This is a genomic window from Ruegeria sp. B1 (genome assembly GCF_056535885.1).
This window is the reverse complement of the sequence record NZ_JBQFJA010000001.1, coordinates 3,454,944-3,473,537: the sequence shown is the minus strand read 5'-3', so window position 1 is coordinate 3,473,537 and position 18,594 is coordinate 3,454,944. Positions and strand designations below refer to the sequence as shown.

Sequence of the window (18,594 nt, the reverse complement as noted above, 5' to 3'; positions counted from 1 at the left end):
CGGATGAGTATGGAAATGCAGGTCTCCGCGCCGGGAACCAAGGGGTTCATGACCAGCTATCTCGAGGCACTGGCCCTCGTGGAACGGCTTCACCGATTGTTACTGGACGTCATCAAGGATGAATTCGAACGCGTTGGTGTTTTGGAGATCAATGCGGTCCAGGCGCTATTGCTCTTCAATATAGGCGACCATGAGGTGACAGCGGGCGAATTGAAAAGCCGAGGCTACTATCAGGGCAGCAATGTCAGTTACAACCTGAAAAAACTGGTCGATATGGGATACATGCATCACCAGCGCTGCGAGATCGACAGGCGTTCGGTTCGGGTGCGTCTGACGCCGCAGGGGCGGGAAATCCGCGACATCGTATCGGACCTGTTTGCACGCCATGTCGAGGGTTTGCAGGGCAGGGGTGTGCTGGGGCTTGAGGGGATTGAGGATATCACAGGGTCGCTGCGCCGGGTTGAGCGGTATTGGACGGATCAAATTCGCTATATCTATTGATCAGCGGCGCAAATCTGACAGCACGATGCTGTCCAACTCGCGAATCAGCTTACGGGCAATCGCGTCCTCGTAAGCTTCGAACCCCAACGCAGATTCGACAAAGGCATTTGGCCCAAGAACAACCCAGGCGTTGTAATAGGCTGATAATTCACCGACCTGAACGTACCGTGCGTCCCCGTTGTTTGGGTCGTCTGCACCAATAACCAATCCATTGATTGTTAGCCCTTTGGTCTGAAGCGCGGATTTAACGTCGCGCGGGTGCGGGCCAAGGTTGTGTTTACCGTCTCCGGACAGGTCCAGCGTACGTTTCCAGCAGTCCTGTTGTGACGCCAGAAGGTCCGCCCCAAACAGCATGGCGGACCCGACCGCCGTACCCTGTGGCGCGGCGCTTCGCCTAACACTATCAAGCAGCGTTGCGATCCCAGCCAGATCTGCGGAGGTTCGAATGTCGGTCCACTCGAATAGAACTCTCTGATATCCCGGTTCGCTCCATTCAAAGATGGCTAGGCGCACGGTTGCCAAGGTGTCCGACAGGATCAACTGACGAATGTCAGGCCGACGCAGCGCCGCGGCCAACCCCCCGAGTTGTTGCCGATACTCCCGACTGTCCACGGATCCGGAGACATCCAAGCCCAGGGCCAGCGCCTGCCGACACTGTGCGGATACGGGTCCGGCCAACACGCAGAGAAGCGTGATCACAAGGCCAATCCTCACGGTTCAGGGTCCTGAAGTGCGCCGATCTGCAGGCCTTTCAACTCGCGCTCCAGCTTCTTGCGCATTGCGCGCTCAAAATCTTCGAATCCTTGGGCAATTTCCAGAAACGCGCCCGGTCCGTGCAGAACGTTGTTCTCAAAGAAGGGGATCAGAAACAGCTCACCTTCGAAATCGGCGGCATTAATGACCAGGCCATTGACCACTGTGTTTTCAAAAGGAAAATGCCGGTACGCAATCTGCGGTCCATAGCCATCATTATTCGACCCATCGCCAGACAGATCGATGGTTTGAAACAGGCATTTCGGCGCCTCCTGCATAAGGGTGGCACCAAAGGCCAGCGCGTGTCCCATGGCGGTCGCAGACCCGCTATCGGACCGGGTGGATTGGCTGATATGGGTGGCGACCGAAAGCAGATCGGCCATGGTCTCAATCACCTGCCAGTTCAGGACAACGTTCTGGGTCGAGCGGCCACTCCACTCATAGACGGCCAGTGCCACCGGCATGGGTGACTCAAAAAACGCTCTCTGTACTTCGGGTGCGACCAAGGCAGCGGCAAGGCCCTGCCTCTGCAAGGCATCCTCTGTTTCATCCACCGAAACAGAGATATCCAGCGCAAGCGCCAATGCCAGACGGCACGGCTCTGCCTGAACCGGGCTGGCCAAAGCGGCCAAGGCCCATGCTGTTAACCAACGGATCACCAGTGACCAGTGCTCTCCATGCTGGCCCAGGGTTCGGCAGGTTCCAAAGCCTCACCATTCTGCAGCAACTCGACCGAGATATTGTCGGGAGAGCGGACAAACGCCATGCGCCCGTCGCGGGGTGGGCGATTGATCACAACGCCGTTGTCCTGCAGGTGCTGGCAGGCCTCGTAAATGTTGTCGACACCGTATGCGAGGTGGCCGAAGTGTCGGCTGTCACTGGGCAGGTCGTTGTCGCCATCCCAGTTGTAGGTCAGTTCGATGGGCCTGTCCTCTTGTCCCGGAGGCGCCAAAAAGATCAGCGAAAAGCGTCCCGCCTCGCTGTCATAGCGGCGGGTTTCCTTGAGCCCTAGCAACTCGTAAAACGCGATGGATTTTTCCAGATCCTTCACACGGACCATAGTGTGCAGGTATTTCAGCGCCATGTCGGCCATCCTTCTTCGAATTGATTTCGGTTCAGCTTAGCGCGCCGCTGGGGTTAGTCGAGGGGCGTGGAAATCACTTTTGCAAATTTGCTGCATCGCGCGCACATATCGCGGTTTTAGCATCGGAGATGACGAGATATAGTAGGTGGCGACTCATTACAGGAAAGGAATACTTCATGCCGCTGTCAACCGACCAACAGGCCGAGATCGAAGCGCAACGCGCGCAGTCGCATCCAACACGCCGCGTCGTTGCAGCGGGCATAGAGGACCACCTGTACACAGCACACCCCGTTCTCGACCACGGTTTCGTTCGCGTCATCGACTATATGGGCGATGATGCCGCCATTTGTCAGGCGGCTCGCGTGTCTTATGGAAAAGGCACCAAGTCCGTTCAAAACGATGAAGGGTTGATCCGGTATCTGATGCGTCACTGGCATTCGACCCCGTTTGAAATGTGTGAGATCAAACTGCATGTCAAACTGCCGGTCTTTGTGGCCCGCCAATGGATCCGTCATCGTACGGCCAATGTGAACGAGTACTCAGCCCGGTACTCGATCCTGGATCGTGAATTCTACATTCCCGCGCCCGAGCATGTGGCCGCCCAGTCCGAGGTGAACAATCAGGGGCGCGGCGCGGCGCTGCAGGGTGAAGAGGCGGCCCGTGTTCTGGACATCCTCAAGGCAGACAGCGCGCGGTGTTACGACAATTACGAGGCGATGATCAGTGACGACGGCCAGCAGGGGCTAGCCCGGGAACTGGCCCGCATGAATCTGCCCGCAAACATCTACACGCAGTGGTACTGGAAGGTAGATTTGCACAATCTGTTCCATTTTCTGCGTCTGCGCGCGGACCCGCATGCCCAATATGAAATCCGCGTCTATGCCGAGACGATGTGCAGGATCGTCGCAGACTGGGTGCCGTTCGCGTACAGGGCCTTTGAGGATTACCGCCTCGGCGCCGTGAACCTGTCCGCGCAAATGGTTGAAAGCCTGCGCAGGATGCTGGCCGGTGAAACCGTCACGCAGCAAAACTCGGGCATGACAGCCCGGGAATGGCGCGAATTCGAAGCCATCATCCGCAAAAGCTGATTCAAAAGAACATCATTTGTATATACGAAATGTCATGAAACTGTTACACTGGTTTCATGACGCATTTTTCTTTTATTCCGGCGGTTTGCGTTGCGCTCGGGATTGCATCCCCGGCTCATGCCAAATCACCCATTGCCGAAGTCCTGTGCGAACCCACAACGCGTTTGCATGAAAAGCTGAACCGACAATTTGGAGCGCGGCGGGTGGCGACGGGAATTCGCGACCCAGAGCAGATACTGGAAATCTGGACAAATGAACGAGGTGACTGGACCATGGTGGCCACATATGCCACGGGCACCTCTTGCATTGTCGCTATGGGTCAAAACTGGACAACCCGTGATAAGCCCAAGCCCGCACGGGGATAAAGAAAACGCTTTAATTTGCGGTCAACGGCCGGAAATTGGCCGCTAACCTATGTCGAAATTCGCCGCGCTCGGTGGGGCAGTCGTTACAAGGGTTTTAATTCGGCAGCCATCTGGCGGCCGTCACGCCCGTCCTGCAACTCATAAGAAACCTTCTGATTGTCAGCGAGTCCGGTCAGGCCGGATCGTTCAACAGCCGAGATATGAACAAACACATCTTTGCCGCCTTCGTCGGGGGCAATAAACCCATAGCCTTTCGTGGTATTAAACCATTTCACGGTGCCAGTTGGCATGTCCCGTGTCTCCTTCTACTTACGCATTGTCCCACAAATTGGTGGGGCGGGGGCAGACAAAACCGCAACACGATTGCCAGATCAAGCGACTGATCAGGTCCGGATTGCGGGTTTCATCTTTTTCAACATTGCATGGTGAAGTAAAAAATCAAGAATTACCGGAAGAACGCGGCAAGATTGCCAAAAATAGAATCAAGTTCAGGAGCAGTACAGATATGCGTCTTTATGGTCTCAAAACCTGCGATACATGCCGTAAGGCGCTGAAATCATTTCCAGATGCAGAGTTTGTGGATGTGCGGGACGACGGCGTGCCGGAAACCGTGCTGTCGCAGGCTTTTGCCGAGTTCGGCGATGCTTTGCTCAATATCCGTTCAACAACGTGGCGCGGGCTGGATGAACAGCAACGTACACGTCCGCCTTTGGAATTGTTGAAGGAACACCCAACGCTCATGAAACGCCCATTGATCGAAAAGGGTGGGGCGTTGGTCCTGGGTTGGACACCCGAGGCGCGTGCAAAACTTGGCGTTGCATAAATCAATACCTATGTGCACTGACGCAACTGCGAGGATCGTCCATGCGTAACGCTGCTATGATTTTGGGTGTGATCGCCGGTTTGACCGGTATGATCGTTGGGTTTTTTGGATACGGGTATGTAGAGGCGGTAAAACACTTCGGCGATTTCGACGGGCTGGCGAAACAGGTCGAAAATCCTGGCGTGATTCAGGCGGCCTCGATTCTGGCGCCCTTGCTGGCGATCGCGGGTGGTGCCATGGCACACGCACGCGCGTTGATCGCCGGTGTGTTGTTACTGATTTCCGCTGCGGGCATGTATTATGCGTTTGGCTTCGGTGTCTTTACCATGTTCCCGATTGCATTTGCTGCGGTGGCGGGCATCCTTGGGCTGGCGGCAGGTAAACCCGACGAGCCCAAGGCGCATTTCTAGGTCACTTCAGGCGCAAAAGCCGGTCGATGGACAACGGCCCTGAACCATGGATGACGATCACCAACATCAGAAAAGTCCACATCGCGCGCTGATCCAGAATATTGGGCGCGGCGGTGAAAAAGCTGCCCAACTGCGCGCCATGACCAGCTACATCCACAATCGTCTGTACCCAGATAAACCCGATCATGCCTAACGCGGCCAGACGCGAGAACAGCCCGACAAGAATAAGAGCAGGCAACAGAAATTCGGCCCATGTTCCCGCTACGGCAATGATCCAGTAAGAAAAGCCCAGTTGCGAGCTGTCGTAGCTGACCGCCTCCATGGCCTTTGGGAATATCTGGACATAGGCGCCATCAGACGGGAACAGAAAACCGAAAAAACCACTGCCCAGCTTTGTAAGGGCAGAATTCCAGTAGTAAATCAGCAGGGTTGCGGCAAAAACCAGTCTGGCAAGGGTTGGTGTCAGCCAGCTGGATGTAAGCTCAAGCTTTCCCAGAGTATTGTTGTGAAGTGAGATCAGGGCAGTCATGTCTCGAGCCTTTCGATAGTCACAGAAGTTATTGCATTGCCCTGCAAAAGCAGCGCCAGAGTGGTTCCAAGGTCAAAGTCAGGTGTTTGCGCGGCGGTTTTTTCGAACGCCATGCCGATGGTGCCGCCCGCCTGTAAGTGCGAAATCCAATCGGCGCCGCCCACCGGTAACACATGCGGTGCCGCGTCGTATTCGGGTCGCGCGATCAGAACGTCCTGCCCGCCCGCGTCAGGTTTCGGTGCGTCCGTCTCCGTGTTGAAGCGCCAGATCGCGTGAATCGGCCAATCAGAACATATGATCTGCATCGATGGCGCAAATGTCAGACTGGCCCGCATGATGTCTTCGGGTGGCACATCCAGGGCGCCAGGTGGGGCAGGCTGACTGTCCGCGGCGTGATAAGACCGGCGCAATGCCAGTTCCAGGCGCGCGATATCCGGCAGATATCCCAGATGGGACAGCTGCGGCAGCCCCGCGAGGAAGTCAGGAAAAGCCTCACCATAAAACATCATCAGTGGGGAAGACGGCGGATGCCGCCGCAGGAACAGCCCGGACAGGCCGTCCATGTTCTGATTGCCGAGCAATTTCGTGATGACCGGAAAAGCCTGATGCATCGCTTCGGTCAGTGACACAGCCACGTTGTTTCGATACACACTGAACCGTCGCCCCGCTGGGCGCGCCTCGGCATCCGAAAGCCCATCTGGCACGGGAACAGAGGCGTCCAACAAGGCCGCTCGGAAGGCCGACTGCGACACGCTCATGCCGGTACACGCTCCAACGCGGCCTGGGCGCGTTCGGCTTCTGCGCGCAGAACAGGCCAGTCAGGCACATCCGTGTCCCATTCAACCAGCAAGGGTTTGGGACCCGACCGATCCAGAACGTAATCCAGCAGGGCCCAAACCGGGTCGACGACCTCGCGCCCATGGCTGTCGATCAGCAAGGGGTGCCCGTGGTCGTCTTCGTCCTCGTCATGCCCACCGAGGTGAATTTCACCCACTTTATCAAGCGGATATTCGTCGATGTAGCCCTGTGGCGAGTAGTCCAGATTTGTGGCGGACACAAACACGTTGTTGACATCCAGCAACAGACCACATCCGGTGCGCCGCGACACTTCTCGCAGGAAATCAGGCTCGGACCAGGTGCTTTCATCGAAGGCCAGATAGCTTGACGGGTTCTCCAAAAGCATCTGGCGCCCCACCGTCTCCTGCACTTGATCGATATGGTCGCAAACTCGCGTGATCGTTTCGTCTGTGTAGGGCAGGGGTAACAGATCGTTCAGAAAATGCGTGTCATGGGTGGACCAGGCCAGATGCTCGGAAAAGCTGGCCGGGTTCAGCCATCCACACAGATGCTTGAGGCGCGCAAGATGATTGGCATCCAGCGCACCCTCACTGCCGATAGACAGGCCGACGCCATGAACCGATATGGGAAACTGTTCGGACAGGTGGCGCAACTGCGCCAAAGGACGGCCGCCATCACCCATGTAATTCTCTGCGTGAATTTCCAACCAAGCCACGGGCTTTGCATGATCCAGAATCTGCGCAAAATGCTGCGGTTTGTATCCCACGCCCGGTGCGGCGGGCAGATGGTTCGACCTGGGGGCATCATCCAGCATGTGTCAGTTCCTTGATCACCAAGAAAAAGGGCGGGCGATGCGGCCCGCCCCCTTTTGTGCTCGTCTATCCGACCTTATGCTGGCAGATCACGCTCCAGCGGCTCCAGCGAGCCCTTGCGTGCAGTGCCATTGGCCTCGGCCGGAAGTTCGATATCGGCGCATGTGCCCGCATCGACCAGCGTCCATGCATTGCCTTGGTAGTCGACGGTTGATGTACCCGCGCAGGTGGTGCCGGGGCCTGCTGCACAGTCGTTCTGACCCGCCAGCGAAACGCCATAGCATTTCTCTTTGGCTTGTGCGGTTGCTGTGGTGGCGGCACCGGATACGGCTGCGGCGACGGCGCTTGCGATAACCAGGGTTTTTGCGGTGTTGGACATCTCGGAAATCCTTTTAATAACTGCGTATGTCTGCTTGTGACACTGACAAAGGTAATGGCATGAACGGCATAGTTGAATTCACGAGCCCGTGTCTCACAACGCCGTCAAAGATCGTCATGTGCCCTTGCAGGGTAACAAATTGTTTTTGAATTGAAAATTGTTAATTGTTTCAATCCGGCCCCGAAAACAGGGCCGGATTTCTGGCGATTTGTCGCCGAATGTTACAGCAGATCCGGCGGCGTCGCCGCCTGCGCCAGTTCTTTTGTTACAGCCTCAAGCGGTTGAACCTGTGTCTGTTTTTCACCCAGACGCCGGACGCTGACAGTGCGGTCCTCAACCTCGCGGTGACCGACGGCCAAAATGACCGGGACTTTGCTAAGCGAGTGTTCGCGGACCTTGTAGTTGATCTTTTCGTTGCGGGTATCAGCCTCGACTTGGATGCCCGCTGCTTTGAGCGTTTTGACAACTTCGGTTACATAGGCGTCCGCATCTGACGTGATCGATGCAACCACGACCTGACGCGGCGCCAACCAGAATGGCAGTTTGCCCTCCCAGTTCTCGATCAGGATGCCGATGAACCGTTCCAGCGAGCCAAAGAGCGCTCGATGCAGCATGACCGGTGCCAGCTTTTCGCCGGACTGGCTGACATAGGTCGAGCCAAACCGTTCCGGCAAGTTGTAATCCACCTGCAGGGTACCACACTGCCAGTCGCGGCCGATGGCGTCGCGCAGAACATATTCCAGCTTGGGCCCGTAGAATGCGCCTTCGCCCTCGAAGATCGTGTAGCTCATCCCGGCCCGATCCAGAGCGGTTTTCAACGCGCCCTCGGACAGATCCCAGCTTTCGTCACTGCCAATCCGATTTTCCGGGCGGGTCGACAGTTTGACATGCACGTCTTCAAAGCCGAAGTCTTTGTAGATCGACAGGATCAGGTCGTTGACCTTCAGACATTCATCAGTCAGCTGCTCAGGCGTGCAATAGATATGCGCGTCGTCTTGGGTAAAGCTGCGCACGCGCAACAACCCGTGCAGCGCGCCCGAAGGCTCGTACCGATGCACTTTGCCAAACTCGGCAATCTTCATCGGCAACTCGCGATAACTGCGCAGGCTGTGATTGTAGATCATCATATGACCCGGGCAGTTCATCGGCTTGAGCGCATAGTCCCGTTCATCATGCGTTTTGGCGAGGAACATGTTTTCCATGTAGTTGAACCAGTGACCCGAGGTCTCCCACAGGGCCCGGTCCATGATGTCGGGGGTGTTCACCTCGACATAGCCGGCCGCTTCCTGACGGCGACGCATATAGGCGATCAGATTCTGAAAGATACGCCAACCGGCAGGGTGCCAGAAGACCGACCCCGGTGCGTGTTCCTCGAAATGGAACAGGTCCATTTCGCGACCCAGCTTGCGGTGGTCGCGCTTGGCGGCCTCCTCCAGCATATGCAGGTGGGCTTTCAGCTTTTCTTTGCCAGTGAAGGCCACGCCATAGATACGTTGCAGCATCGGGCGATCACTGTCGCCGCGCCAGTACGCGCCTGCAACCGACATCAGCTTGAACGCGTCACCCGGTACCTGACCGGTGTGCTGCAGATGTGGGCCGCGGCACAGATCTTGCCAGTCGCCGTGCCAGTACATGCGCAGCGGTTCATCGCCCGGAATGGAGTCGATCAACTCGACCTTATAGGGCTCCTTGTTCTTGGTATAGAAATCAATCGCCCGCTGACGGTCCCAGACCTCGGTGGTCACGGGGTCGCGCTTGTTAATGATTTCCTTCATCTTTTTCTCGATCAGGCCGAGATCTTCCGGCGTAAACGGTTCTGCCCGGTCAAAGTCATAATACCAGCCGTTCTCAATCACCGGTCCGATGGTGACCTGCGTGTCGGGCCAGATTTCCTGCACGGCGCGCGCCATGATATGCGCCAGATCATGGCGGATCAGCTCGTTGGCCTGTTCTTCATCCTTCATGGTGTGGATGGCGATCTGCGCGTCGGCATCGATGGGCCATTGCAGGTCCCAGTGCTGCCCGTTCACAGTCGCCGAAATGGCCTTTTTGGCCAGCGAAGTGGAGATATCGGCAGCCACCTGCGCAGGTGTCACGCCTGCGTCGTAGGATCGGGAATTGCCATCGGGAAAAGTAAGGGAGACTGACTGTGAGTCCAGGGCCATATCGGCTCTCCTCGTCGGTTTGGCGCCCACTGAACGCCCGGTTGCGGGTTATGGTGTCTGGCTCATGTGGCAGGTGCAGCAATGCCTGTCAAGTATGGATGGGGTGCCGACCTGACGCGACGAGAGGATGAAATTCGGCAATTGCGACACCGCTGCTGCCGTGCATGATGTTGGTCAAAGCGAATGAGGGTTCAATGGCAGCGACACAATATCTGGACACCGCACAGGGGCGGCGGCTGGCGTATCACAAGAGCGACGGCGCAGGGCCGACCATCGTGTTCCTTGGGGGGCTCAAGTCGGATATGGAGGGTACCAAGGCCGTCCATCTTGAGGCCTGGGCACAGGCGCGGGTGCAGGGATACTTGCGATTTGACTATTCCGGTCACGGTGAGAGCTCGGGCGGGTTTACCGATGGATGCATTGGGGACTGGCATCAGGATACTGTCGCGGCTGTGGGGGCGCTGACCGAGGGACCGCTCGTTTTGGTTGGCTCATCAATGGGGGGCTGGCAGGCGTTGTTGCTGGCCAAGGCGATGCCGGACCGGATTGCCGGGATGGTCACAATCGCTGCAGCACCCGATTTCACCGAAGATGGGTATTGGGCCTCTTTCAGCGATGAACAGAAAACGGTGCTGGATACGGTCGGGCAAGTGGAACTGCCGTCCGACTATATGGAGCCATACATCATTACCAAGCGCATGATCGAAGACGGCCGCAACCACCTCGTGCTGCGGACCCCGCTAGACCTGCCGTTTCCTGTCCGCTGTTTGCAAGGCACCGCAGACACCGCAGTTTCGACCGAGACCGCTGTGCGATTGCTCGACCATGCCACGGGACCGGACATACGTCTGCTGTTGGTCAAAGATGCAGATCACCGGTTTTCCGATGGCCCCTGTCTGGGTCTGATTGAAAACGCGATCCTGGATGTGATGGGAGAAGACTGATGCGGCGTTTTGGATGGGTTTTGGGGCGCGTCGTCTTGGCACTGATTGTCGTTGGTGGCCTGGTCTATTGGTTTGGTCCACGCGAAGAGGTCAACCTTGTGCCAGTCTTTGATGACCGGCGTTTTGGCGAGGGTGTGCAGGTTTATTTCGAAAGCACCGAATCCGCCTTTGATGACATCGTGCCCGGTGTCGAAAAACGGGTGATTTGGCAGGACGGCTTCAAAGAACAACGCACGCCATACTCGGTGCTGTATGTTCATGGATTCTCGGCAAGTTCCGAGGAAATCCGGCCGGTTCCGGATCGTGTTGCAGAGGCGTTGGGGGCCAATCTGGTCTACACCCGCCTGCAAGGTCATGGCCGTGACGGAGAGGCCATGGCAGAAGGTACCGCGTCGGGCTGGATGCGCGACATGGCCGAAGGCGTGGCCGCAGCGCGCGCAGTGGGGGACAAAGTCGTCATCCTGTCAACGTCGACCGGGGGAACCCTGGCGGCGGCGGCGGCGTTGAACCCGGACCTGAGCGAAGACGTTGTTGCGATGGTCTTTGTTTCTCCGAATTTCGGCGTGAATACAGCTGTTGCCTGGATGCCGTCACTGCCTTGGGCGCGCACCTGGCTGCCGATGGTTTTGGGTCACGAGCGGGATGGGACCAGCCCCGATCCAGAGAAAAACAAATATTGGTCCACCGTCTATCCATGGGAAGCCGTTGTCCCGATGTCCGTGCTGGTGGACACGGTGTATGGGCTCGATTTCTCGGGTGCTTCTGTGCCAGCCTTGTTCTGGTTTTCGGATGACGACCAAGTTGTGCGGCCCGAGCGGACGCATCTTGTGGCGCGATCCTGGGGTGGGCCATCAGAGGTGACACTGGTCACGATGGGTCCGGGGGATGACCCGCACTCCCATGTTGTTGCGGGCCGGCTGATGTCGCCCGGTCAGACCGACGCGGCCGTCACCGGCATTCTTGAGTGGCTGAAGGGACTAGGGGTGGAATGATGGACCAACGTGTCAGCCTGATTACCGTTGGGGTCGATGATCCCGAAGCTGCCGCGGGTTTCTATGATGCGATGGGCTGGAAACGGGTCGATAGCCCCGATGGTGTCATCGCCTACGATCTGATCGGTCAGACACTCGGGCTCTATCCCCTATCAGCGCTGGCTGATGAGATTGGCGTTCCGATAGAAACCCTGAACCATGGCGCGATCACGCTCAGCTACAATTGCCGCGCAAAGGAAGATGTCGCGCAGGTTCTGCGTGACGCCAAAGCGGCAGGCGCAAACATCCTGAAACCGGCGTCGGATGTGTTCTGGGGTGGGCATCACGGCTACTTTCGTGCACCCGACGGAACGATCTGGGAGGTCGCCTTCAATCCATTCTCGTCCCTCGGTCCGGATGGGGCGTTTCGCTGGCTGGGGTACTGACATGCGCAAGCCGGGCAGCATGTGGAGCCTTGAGGCCCTTGGTCGCGTGCGCCTGTCTCGGCATTTCTTCATGCGCGACTTCCTGTATTCCGAGATCGGGAACTTCCACGAGAAACAAAACATACCCGACAACCCCGATCTCGCCATCGAAACCGGACGGGCTTTTTGTGAAACGCTTCTGGACCCTCTGGAGGAAACCTTTGGCCGGGTTGCCGTGCGCTCAGGCTACCGTTCGCCGTCGCTGAACCGGTTCGGTAACGAGAATCGATTGAATTGCGCGCGCAACGACAACCCCTTGGAATGCCATATCTGGGATCGGGGCGAGGGTGACGCGCGGATTGCGGGTGCGTCTATCGTGATCCCCTGGTTCGCCGACCAATATGCCCAAGGGCGCGATTGGCGGGATTTGGCTTGGTGGATGCATGATCACCTGGACTATTCCGAGATCTGGTTCTTTCCCAAGCTTTGCGCGTTCAACCTCGTATGGCGCCCAAACCCGCATCGTCGGATCGACAGCTACATCGCACCGCGCGGTTGCCTGTTAAAGCCAGGCGCAGACCCGGAAGAAAACCTACCGACCCGACGATCCCGCTATGCTGATTTTCCGGGGTTTCGCGCCATCACCTACCCGTGAAGTTTTTCTTGCCCGGTCCCGGCAAAACTCTCATCCTTAAGAGAAACTGAAAGGGCTCGGATAACCGAGCAGACGGAGGCCCCGCGTGATCGACCCGCTGGTGTTGCTACCTGGATTGATGTGTGACGCGCGATTGTTTCGACCTCAGTTCGAGGCGCTGTCGCGGGAGCGCGCGGTGATGGTCGCACCAACTTCCACCGGGGAGCGGATCGAAGAAATTGCCTCGGGGTTGCTGGATCAGCTTCCCCATCGATTTGCGCTGTCAGGGCTCAGCATGGGTGGCGTTGTGGCTTTGGAATTGGTGCGCCGCGCACCGGACCGGGTTACACGACTGTGCCTAATGGCGACGGACGCGCAGGCGGACACGCCGCAGATTGCCGCCGGTCGCGAGGACCTGATCGTCGCGGTTCAGGCCGGACGGCTAGAGGAGGGCATGCGCAAGATCGTCGGCTCCGATACGCTTGCCCCGGGACCGCAGCGTATACCCATCTTGAACGATCTGCTGGCCATGGCGACGGATCTCGGACCAGACCTGTTTGTGCGGCAGATGCGCGCCTTGCAGCGGCGACCAGATCAGCAAGGCACCCTGCGCTGGATCAAGGTGCCGACGTTGATCCTGTGTGGGGCGCACGACACGCTGACCCCGGTTCGCAAACATGCGTTTATGGCCGAACTGATCCCGGATGCGGAAATGCAAGTGATTGAAAACGCCGGGCATCTGCCAACGCTTGAGACACCACAGGTGGTGATAAAGGCGATGCAGAGGTGGCTGAGCGAACCGCTGCGAGCGGATTACGGGTAAAGCGCGTCGCGTTCGCTTTTGCTGATCAAGGTTGGTTTGGACACCGGCTCTCCGGTGCTACCGTCGAAGAAAGGTGTTTTCTTCCAGCCGCCTGAAAAGCGGGACTTGGCCGCGCGCTTCAAGACGCCGAACACCGCTGACGCAAATCTTTCATGTGACGACTTTCCACCCGGCTTGGGCACAAAGCTGCGGGACGTGACCGGACCGAGGTTGGAAGGGTTCGCAACCCGCTTGGCAATTACGCTGGCAAACGGAAACTTGGGTGTCTGGAGTGTGTTGGCCAAGGGTGACTTGCAACATTTGGCGTACCATCGGTAGACGCCTTTGGGGCCAAGTTGCATGACGGCCAGATGCTCTGCACCCTGGTCGATTTCGATATGCTCCGGTGCGATTTGAAAGACCGCGATGGGATCAGGCGCAGGGTCGGGTTGCCCAAAGTACAACTCTGCCGCGCGACAATCCGGGCAATAACACACGACATGCGTGCCGGCCTGGACACCTTCGGCAGTAATGCGCCCCTGTAACGCGCGGCATTCGCAAGCAAACCCGACGCCGGTTTGCACGTTCCCGGCCACGGGCCTCAGGCCACCTTGTTCTGGTTCGCGGCTCGGCGGCGCGGTTTGCGGCTGTTTTCGTTCATGAAATCAATCACCAGCGGACGGATATTGTCGCGCCAGCTGCGGCCCGCGAAGATGCCATAATGCCCAGCGCCCGGCTCAACATGACTGGCTTTCTTATTGTCGGACAACCCTGTGCAGAGATCCAGAGCGGCAATGCACTGACCGGGGGCTGAGATGTCGTCATTTGCACCCTCAACGGTTTTCACGGCAACGTCGGTGATTTTGCCGATATCCACCCTGTGGCCGTCAACAACAAACTCGTTCAATGCGATTTCTCGTCTTTTGAAGATGCGTTCGACCGTGGACAGGTAAAACTCGGCCGTCATATCCATCACGGCAAGGTATTCATCGTAGAACCGGTTATGCGCATCATGGTCTGATGCTTCATCGCGCACGATGCGCTGGATCTGATCTGTAAACGCTTTTGAGTGGCGTTCGGCATTCATCGACATGAAAGAGGCGAGTTGTAAAAGGCCGGGATAGACCATGCGTCCCACACCTTTGTATTTAAACCCGACCCGCTGGATCATCGTCTCTTCCAATTGGCCCATGGTGACGCGACTGCCGAAATCGGTCACGTCTGTTGGGGTCGCGTCGGGATCGACCGGGCCGCCGATCAGGGTCAGCGTGCTGGGTTGCGCCTTGGGTTCCACTTCGGCCAGATAGGCGGTCGCCGCCAGCGTCAATGGCGCAGGCTGGCACACTGCGACAACATGTGTGTCGGGACCAAGCTCTTTCATGAAATCGACAAGATAGAGTGTGTAATCTTCGACGTCGAACTTACCCGCAGACACAGGAATATCGCGCGCATTATGCCAGTCGGTGATATAGACTTCGCAATTGACCAGCAGGCTTTTGACTGTCGAGCGCAACAGCGTGGCGTAGTGGCCGGACATCGGGGCCACCAGCAACACCTTGCGCGGCTGCTCTTTCCGACCGTTTATTCTGAAATGGATCAGGTCTCCAAAAGGACGCTCGAGAACCGTGGTGACTTCAACAAGATGATCTTTGCCATCTTCGCAGGTGAAGGTACGGATGCCCCAGTCGGGTTTGACGATCATGCGTTGAAAGGTGCGCTCGGTCACCTCGCCCCACGCAGCCATCCAGCTGAAAGCAGGATTTGGAACCATGGAAAACAACGGGTAAGATGCCATTGCGCTTGCGGTGGCACCCAACCATTGGTTGGTGTTACGCATGGTTTCCATCATGTCGTAGGTCAGCATATAGCGCATCGAAGGGACCTCCGGAGTGTGAGCCTAAGAGTTCGGACCATTCGCCGCTTTGCCCCCCGACACCCACGACGTTATTCTGCATAGCAGCGAGGTTAGGGGGGAATTGTTAAAATGACAACAAGTGAAGACCAGATGCCAGATTTGACCGACGAACACACTGAACGCCTTAAAGAAAACATGGAGAAGGTCGAACAGCTGTCCAAGCGTCTGATCGAAGTCATGTCCGCAAAAAAAACCCACACGGCCGCGCTGGACGCTCCGAATCATGAGCTTTTTGCAAAGGCAGCAACGGCGTATTGGGCCGAGGCCTGGCAAAATCCAGCCAAGCTGTTGGAACAACAGATAGAATACTGGGGAAAGTCGGTTTTGAACTTTGCTGAGGCGCAGCAAGCGCTGGCAACAGGCGAGGTGGAAGACGAAGACCCGAAACTCACTGACAAAAGATTTTCCAACCCGTTGTGGGACACTAACCCCTATTTCCGCCTCGTCCGACAGCAATATCAAACCAACTCCCAGGCAATAGCGCAGGCCGTGGCCTCGGTTGAAGATATGGATGACAAGGACAAGCGCCGGCTCAGATATTTCTCGCAACAGATCATCGACATGATGGCGCCGACGAATTTTCTGGCGACAAACCCGGATGCGTTGCAAAAGGCGGTCGAAACCGAGGGTCAGTCGCTCATCCAAGGCCTTGAGAACATGGTTTCCGACCTTGAAGCCAACGATGGAGAGCTGGTTATCAAACTGGCGGACGAGAACGCGTTCGAGGTTGGCGGCAACCTTGCGACGACGCCGGGGGATGTGGTGTTTCGCAACCGGATGATGGAGTTGATCCAGTACAAACCGGTCACCGAAACCGTTTACCAAACCCCCATCGTCCTGTTTCCGCCATGGATCAACAAATTCTACATTCTGGATCTCAAGGCGCAGAACAGCCTGATCAAATGGATAACCGAACAGGGATACACGCTGTTCGTGGTCAGTTGGGTCAACCCGGACCGGAGCTATGCCGATACCGGGATGGAGGAGTACATTCAGGACGGGTTTCTGACGGCGATCGAAGAGGCCAAGAAAATCTGCAAGGTCAAGCAGGTCAATGCGGTCGGATATTGCATTGCAGGCACCACGCTGAGCCTGACGCTCTCGCTGCTGAAACAGCGCGGGGACAAGTCGGTCAAGTCCGCTACGTTCTTTACGGCCCTGACCGATTTTTCGGATCAGGGAGAGTTCACACCATTCCTGCAGAACGACTTCATCGACGGGATCGAAGAAGAGGTCGAAAAAGAGGGTGTGCTGCGGTCCTGGATCATGGGGCGCACGATGTCGTTCCTGCGCTCGCGCGACTTGGTCTACGGTCCGGCCATTCGCAGCTATATGATGGGGGAAACGCCCCCGGCGTTTGATCTGCTGTTCTGGAATGGCGATGGGGCCAACCTGCCGGCCAAGATGGCAGTCGACTACCTGCGGGGTCTGTGTCAGCGCAACGAGTTTGCCACAGACGGGATCGAGATGATGGGGCACAAGCTGCAGGTCGGGGATGTCGACGTACCGCTGATGGCGATCACCTGCGAGACGGACCACATTGCCGCGTGGAAGGATTGCTATCGCGGGGTGCAGAAGATGGGGTCCCGCTCTAAGACGTTTGTGGTCTCAGAATCCGGCCACATTGCCGGAATTGTAAACCCGCCCAGCAAGAAGAAATATGGGCACTACACAAATCCCGACATGAAGCTGGATGCCGACACATGGCTGAAAGAGGCGGATTACCACGAAGGGTCCTGGTGGCCCATGTGGGAGGCCTGGCTGAAAAAGCGATCAGGCAAGCAAGTGCCCGCCCGAGATACCGGCGATTCGGATCACTCGCGCCTGGCACCCGCACCGGGCACGTATGTTGTTGCCAATCCAAACACCTGATTTCACTTTGAAACTGAACTTTTTCTGCATCGCAGCAAGAAAAAACTTGCAATGCTGCGATGCAGCAATCATATTGCCTTCAAGCTGATGAAACCCGGGGCGGGCCCGGACTGGCTAAAAGGATTAGGACAATGGCAAAGACCCAAGACTTTAATGCCATCATGAAAGACATGATGGGTGCATTCCCCGTTGACACCTCTGCAATGGAAGGTGCCTTCAAATCGACCGCAACCCTGAACGAGAAGCTGTCAGGTGTTGCGCTGGACGCGGCTGAGAAATCGGCTGAGATCTCGAACAAATGGACCAAGGAAACTCTGGCCAAACTGACCGAGATGTCGAAAGCAAAGGCAGAGCCTGCGGACTACGCAAAAGCCGCAACCGACTTCGCAAGCGCGTCGGCTGAAGTTGCAGCAGAAAACCTGGCTGCTTTCGCTGAAATCGCGAAAAAAGTTCAGACCGAAACCGTTGAGCTGCTGATGGCGGCTGGCAAAGACGCTGCAGAAGACGCAACCGCAGCTGTCAAAAAAGCCACCAACGACGTAACCGCTGCTGCCAAGAAAGCAACAGCTGCCAAGTAAGAACGTCCGCGAGACGCACCCATTCCTCCCATTCGGTGTAGTCGCGCAGGGCAGGTCGATTGACCTGCCCTTTCTTTTTGTTCTGCAGTCGCATAACCTGTGCTGCAACGCATCATCCTTGGGGAGGGTACCGGGTGTCGGACCAGGAAAAACCGCTGCTGATCAAGCGCTATGCCAGCCGTCGGCTGTATAATACCGAGACCAGTGACTATGTGACGCTTGAGGATATCGCGGGTTTTATCCGTGACGGGCGCGAAGTGCAGATCATTGACCTAAAAACCGGCGATGACCTGACGCGCCAGTATCTACTGCAAATCATTGCAGAACATGAGAGTCGTGGCGAAAACGTCCTGCCGGTTAATGTGCTGAATGATCTGGTGCGCAGCTACATGGTGCCTGGCGGTGGGATGATGCCGCAGTTTCTGCAAAGCTCGTTCGATATGCTGCGCGAAAGCCAGGCCAAGATGATGGAAAACATGAACGCGATGAACCCGATGTCTCAGATGCCGGGCTTTGAAGCGATGCAGGCGCAGCAAAAGGCCTTTTTGAAAGCCATGACCGGCGGGCTCTCGGGTGGATGGTCCGGGCCAAGTGCCGAAGACGAGGACAAAACAGAGCCAAAAGAGGATCTGGATGACATCAAGAAGCAACTTGCAGAGTTGCAACAAAAGCTCTCAAAGCTGAACTGAAGTCAGACTATGAACCTCAAAAAGGCCCGCATCGCGCGGGTCTTTTTTTTGTTGAAG

24 protein-coding genes are annotated in these 18,594 nt (G+C 57.0%); 13 read left to right on the top strand and 11 right to left on the bottom strand.

All coding sequences use genetic code 11. The annotated features are described in order from the left end of the window. Positions 1–3: 3 nt before the first annotated feature. A complete protein-coding gene (locus ACR3ES_RS17075) occupies positions 4–501 on the top strand; it encodes a MarR family winged helix-turn-helix transcriptional regulator (RefSeq protein WP_480423958.1) in 498 nt (165 codons plus the stop codon). Here ACR3ES_RS17075 and ACR3ES_RS17070 read toward each other — a convergent pair whose 3' ends face one another. From ACR3ES_RS17070 to ACR3ES_RS17060, 3 genes are read right to left on the bottom strand one after another with little or no spacing between them, the layout of a single operon-like run. Then, positions 502–1,200 carry a DUF1194 domain-containing protein gene (locus ACR3ES_RS17070; protein WP_480423957.1) on the bottom strand — a complete coding sequence of 233 codons (699 nt, stop codon included), beginning with the start codon at positions 1,198–1,200 and terminating at the stop codon, positions 502–504. Between the two features lie 11 nt (positions 1,201–1,211). After that, positions 1,212–1,913, bottom strand: coding sequence for a DUF1194 domain-containing protein (locus ACR3ES_RS17065; protein ID WP_170433218.1), 702 nt, complete (start codon positions 1,911–1,913; stop codon positions 1,212–1,214). Beyond that, the gene (locus ACR3ES_RS17060; protein WP_170433221.1) at positions 1,910–2,338 is read right to left on the bottom strand and encodes a VOC family protein; all 429 of its coding nucleotides are present in this window, start codon (positions 2,336–2,338) and stop codon (positions 1,910–1,912) included. Before ACR3ES_RS17060 ends, ACR3ES_RS17065 begins: the two co-directional genes overlap by 4 nt. Before the next feature lie 176 nt (positions 2,339–2,514). Here ACR3ES_RS17060 and thyX point away from each other — a divergent pair, with 176 nt between their 5' ends. Continuing rightward, entirely contained in the window at positions 2,515–3,426 is a 912-nt protein-coding gene (gene thyX, locus ACR3ES_RS17055; RefSeq protein ID WP_170433224.1) for an FAD-dependent thymidylate synthase, read from the top strand. Between the two features lie 56 nt (positions 3,427–3,482). Then, on the top strand, positions 3,483–3,791 hold the full coding sequence (locus tag ACR3ES_RS17050) for a hypothetical protein (protein WP_170433227.1): 309 nt from the start codon (positions 3,483–3,485) through the stop codon (positions 3,789–3,791). 83 nt (positions 3,792–3,874) lie between these two features. Here ACR3ES_RS17050 and ACR3ES_RS17045 read toward each other — a convergent pair whose 3' ends face one another. Further along, positions 3,875–4,081 (bottom strand): cold-shock protein, encoded by a 207-nt coding sequence (locus ACR3ES_RS17045; protein WP_152458488.1) that lies wholly within the window; start codon positions 4,079–4,081, stop codon positions 3,875–3,877. Between the two features lie 215 nt (positions 4,082–4,296). Between ACR3ES_RS17045 and ACR3ES_RS17040 the strand changes: the two genes are divergently transcribed. Together ACR3ES_RS17040 and ACR3ES_RS17035 are read left to right on the top strand one after the other, a co-directional pair. Beyond that, positions 4,297–4,614: an ArsC/Spx/MgsR family protein gene (locus ACR3ES_RS17040; RefSeq protein ID WP_170433540.1), complete on the top strand. Its 318-nt coding sequence runs from the start codon at positions 4,297–4,299 to the stop codon at positions 4,612–4,614. A gap of 41 nt (positions 4,615–4,655) precedes the next feature. Then, positions 4,656–5,024: a hypothetical protein gene (locus ACR3ES_RS17035; RefSeq protein ID WP_170433230.1), complete on the top strand. Its 369-nt coding sequence runs from the start codon at positions 4,656–4,658 to the stop codon at positions 5,022–5,024. Between the two features lies 1 nt (position 5,025). Here ACR3ES_RS17035 and ACR3ES_RS17030 read toward each other — a convergent pair whose 3' ends face one another. The 5 genes from ACR3ES_RS17030 to thrS form a co-directional block, all read right to left on the bottom strand. Beyond that, complete coding sequence (locus ACR3ES_RS17030; protein ID WP_170433232.1) at positions 5,026–5,553, bottom strand: DoxX family protein; 528 nt, start codon at positions 5,551–5,553, stop codon at positions 5,026–5,028. Next, positions 5,550–6,311, bottom strand: a complete 762-nt coding sequence (locus ACR3ES_RS17025) for an HvfC/BufC family peptide modification chaperone (protein ID WP_170433235.1) — start codon at positions 6,309–6,311, stop codon at positions 5,550–5,552. Before ACR3ES_RS17025 ends, ACR3ES_RS17030 begins: the two co-directional genes overlap by 4 nt. Beyond that, positions 6,308–7,165, bottom strand: a complete 858-nt coding sequence (bufB, locus tag ACR3ES_RS17020; RefSeq protein ID WP_170433238.1) for an MNIO family bufferin maturase — start codon at positions 7,163–7,165, stop codon at positions 6,308–6,310. The genes ACR3ES_RS17025 and bufB overlap by 4 nt, the downstream gene beginning before the upstream one ends. A 74-nt stretch (positions 7,166–7,239) precedes the next feature. Continuing rightward, positions 7,240–7,542 (bottom strand): BufA1 family periplasmic bufferin-type metallophore, encoded by a 303-nt coding sequence (locus ACR3ES_RS17015; RefSeq protein WP_170433241.1) that lies wholly within the window; start codon positions 7,540–7,542, stop codon positions 7,240–7,242. A 221-nt stretch (positions 7,543–7,763) separates the two neighbouring features. Next, positions 7,764–9,707: a threonine--tRNA ligase gene (thrS, locus tag ACR3ES_RS17010; RefSeq protein ID WP_170433244.1), complete on the bottom strand. Its 1,944-nt coding sequence runs from the start codon at positions 9,705–9,707 to the stop codon at positions 7,764–7,766. Positions 9,708–9,901: 194 nt separating this feature from the next. Between thrS and ACR3ES_RS17005 the strand changes: the two genes are divergently transcribed. The 5 genes from ACR3ES_RS17005 to ACR3ES_RS16985 all read left to right on the top strand — a co-directional run bounded on the left by ACR3ES_RS17005 (position 9,902) and on the right by ACR3ES_RS16985 (position 13,504). Next, positions 9,902–10,651, top strand: a complete 750-nt coding sequence (locus ACR3ES_RS17005; RefSeq protein ID WP_170433247.1) for an alpha/beta fold hydrolase — start codon at positions 9,902–9,904, stop codon at positions 10,649–10,651. Next, complete coding sequence (locus ACR3ES_RS17000) at positions 10,651–11,643, top strand: alpha/beta fold hydrolase (RefSeq protein ID WP_170433250.1); 993 nt, start codon at positions 10,651–10,653, stop codon at positions 11,641–11,643. Before ACR3ES_RS17005 ends, ACR3ES_RS17000 begins: the two co-directional genes overlap by 1 nt. After that, positions 11,643–12,068, top strand: a complete 426-nt coding sequence (locus ACR3ES_RS16995; protein ID WP_170433253.1) for a VOC family protein — start codon at positions 11,643–11,645, stop codon at positions 12,066–12,068. Before ACR3ES_RS17000 ends, ACR3ES_RS16995 begins: the two co-directional genes overlap by 1 nt. 19 nt (positions 12,069–12,087) lie before the next feature. Next, complete coding sequence (locus ACR3ES_RS16990; RefSeq protein ID WP_170433542.1) at positions 12,088–12,702, top strand: hypothetical protein; 615 nt, start codon at positions 12,088–12,090, stop codon at positions 12,700–12,702. Between the two features lie 85 nt (positions 12,703–12,787). Continuing rightward, a complete protein-coding gene (locus tag ACR3ES_RS16985; RefSeq protein WP_170433256.1) occupies positions 12,788–13,504 on the top strand; it encodes an alpha/beta fold hydrolase in 717 nt (238 codons plus the stop codon). Here ACR3ES_RS16985 and ACR3ES_RS16980 read toward each other — a convergent pair. Together ACR3ES_RS16980 and phaZ are read right to left on the bottom strand one after the other, a co-directional pair. After that, positions 13,495–14,079: a DUF6151 family protein gene (locus ACR3ES_RS16980; protein ID WP_480423953.1), complete on the bottom strand. Its 585-nt coding sequence runs from the start codon at positions 14,077–14,079 to the stop codon at positions 13,495–13,497. The two genes, ACR3ES_RS16985 and ACR3ES_RS16980, sit on opposite strands and share 10 nt — an antisense overlap. A gap of 5 nt (positions 14,080–14,084) precedes the next feature. Beyond that, positions 14,085–15,356 carry a polyhydroxyalkanoate depolymerase gene (phaZ, locus tag ACR3ES_RS16975; RefSeq protein WP_170433259.1) on the bottom strand — a complete coding sequence of 424 codons (1,272 nt, stop codon included), beginning with the start codon at positions 15,354–15,356 and terminating at the stop codon, positions 14,085–14,087. A gap of 111 nt (positions 15,357–15,467) precedes the next feature. Here phaZ and phaC point away from each other — a divergent pair, with 111 nt between their 5' ends. The 3 genes from phaC to phaR all read left to right on the top strand — a co-directional run bounded on the left by phaC (position 15,468) and on the right by phaR (position 18,537). Then, the gene (phaC, locus tag ACR3ES_RS16970) at positions 15,468–17,270 is read left to right on the top strand and encodes a class I poly(R)-hydroxyalkanoic acid synthase (protein WP_170433262.1); all 1,803 of its coding nucleotides are present in this window, start codon (positions 15,468–15,470) and stop codon (positions 17,268–17,270) included. A gap of 131 nt (positions 17,271–17,401) precedes the next feature. Continuing rightward, entirely contained in the window at positions 17,402–17,848 is a 447-nt protein-coding gene (locus tag ACR3ES_RS16965) for a phasin family protein (protein WP_170433265.1), read from the top strand. Positions 17,849–17,982: 134 nt separating this feature from the next. Further along, positions 17,983–18,537 (top strand): polyhydroxyalkanoate synthesis repressor PhaR, encoded by a 555-nt coding sequence (phaR, locus tag ACR3ES_RS16960; RefSeq protein ID WP_170433268.1) that lies wholly within the window; start codon positions 17,983–17,985, stop codon positions 18,535–18,537. Positions 18,538–18,594: the final 57 nt, after the last annotated feature.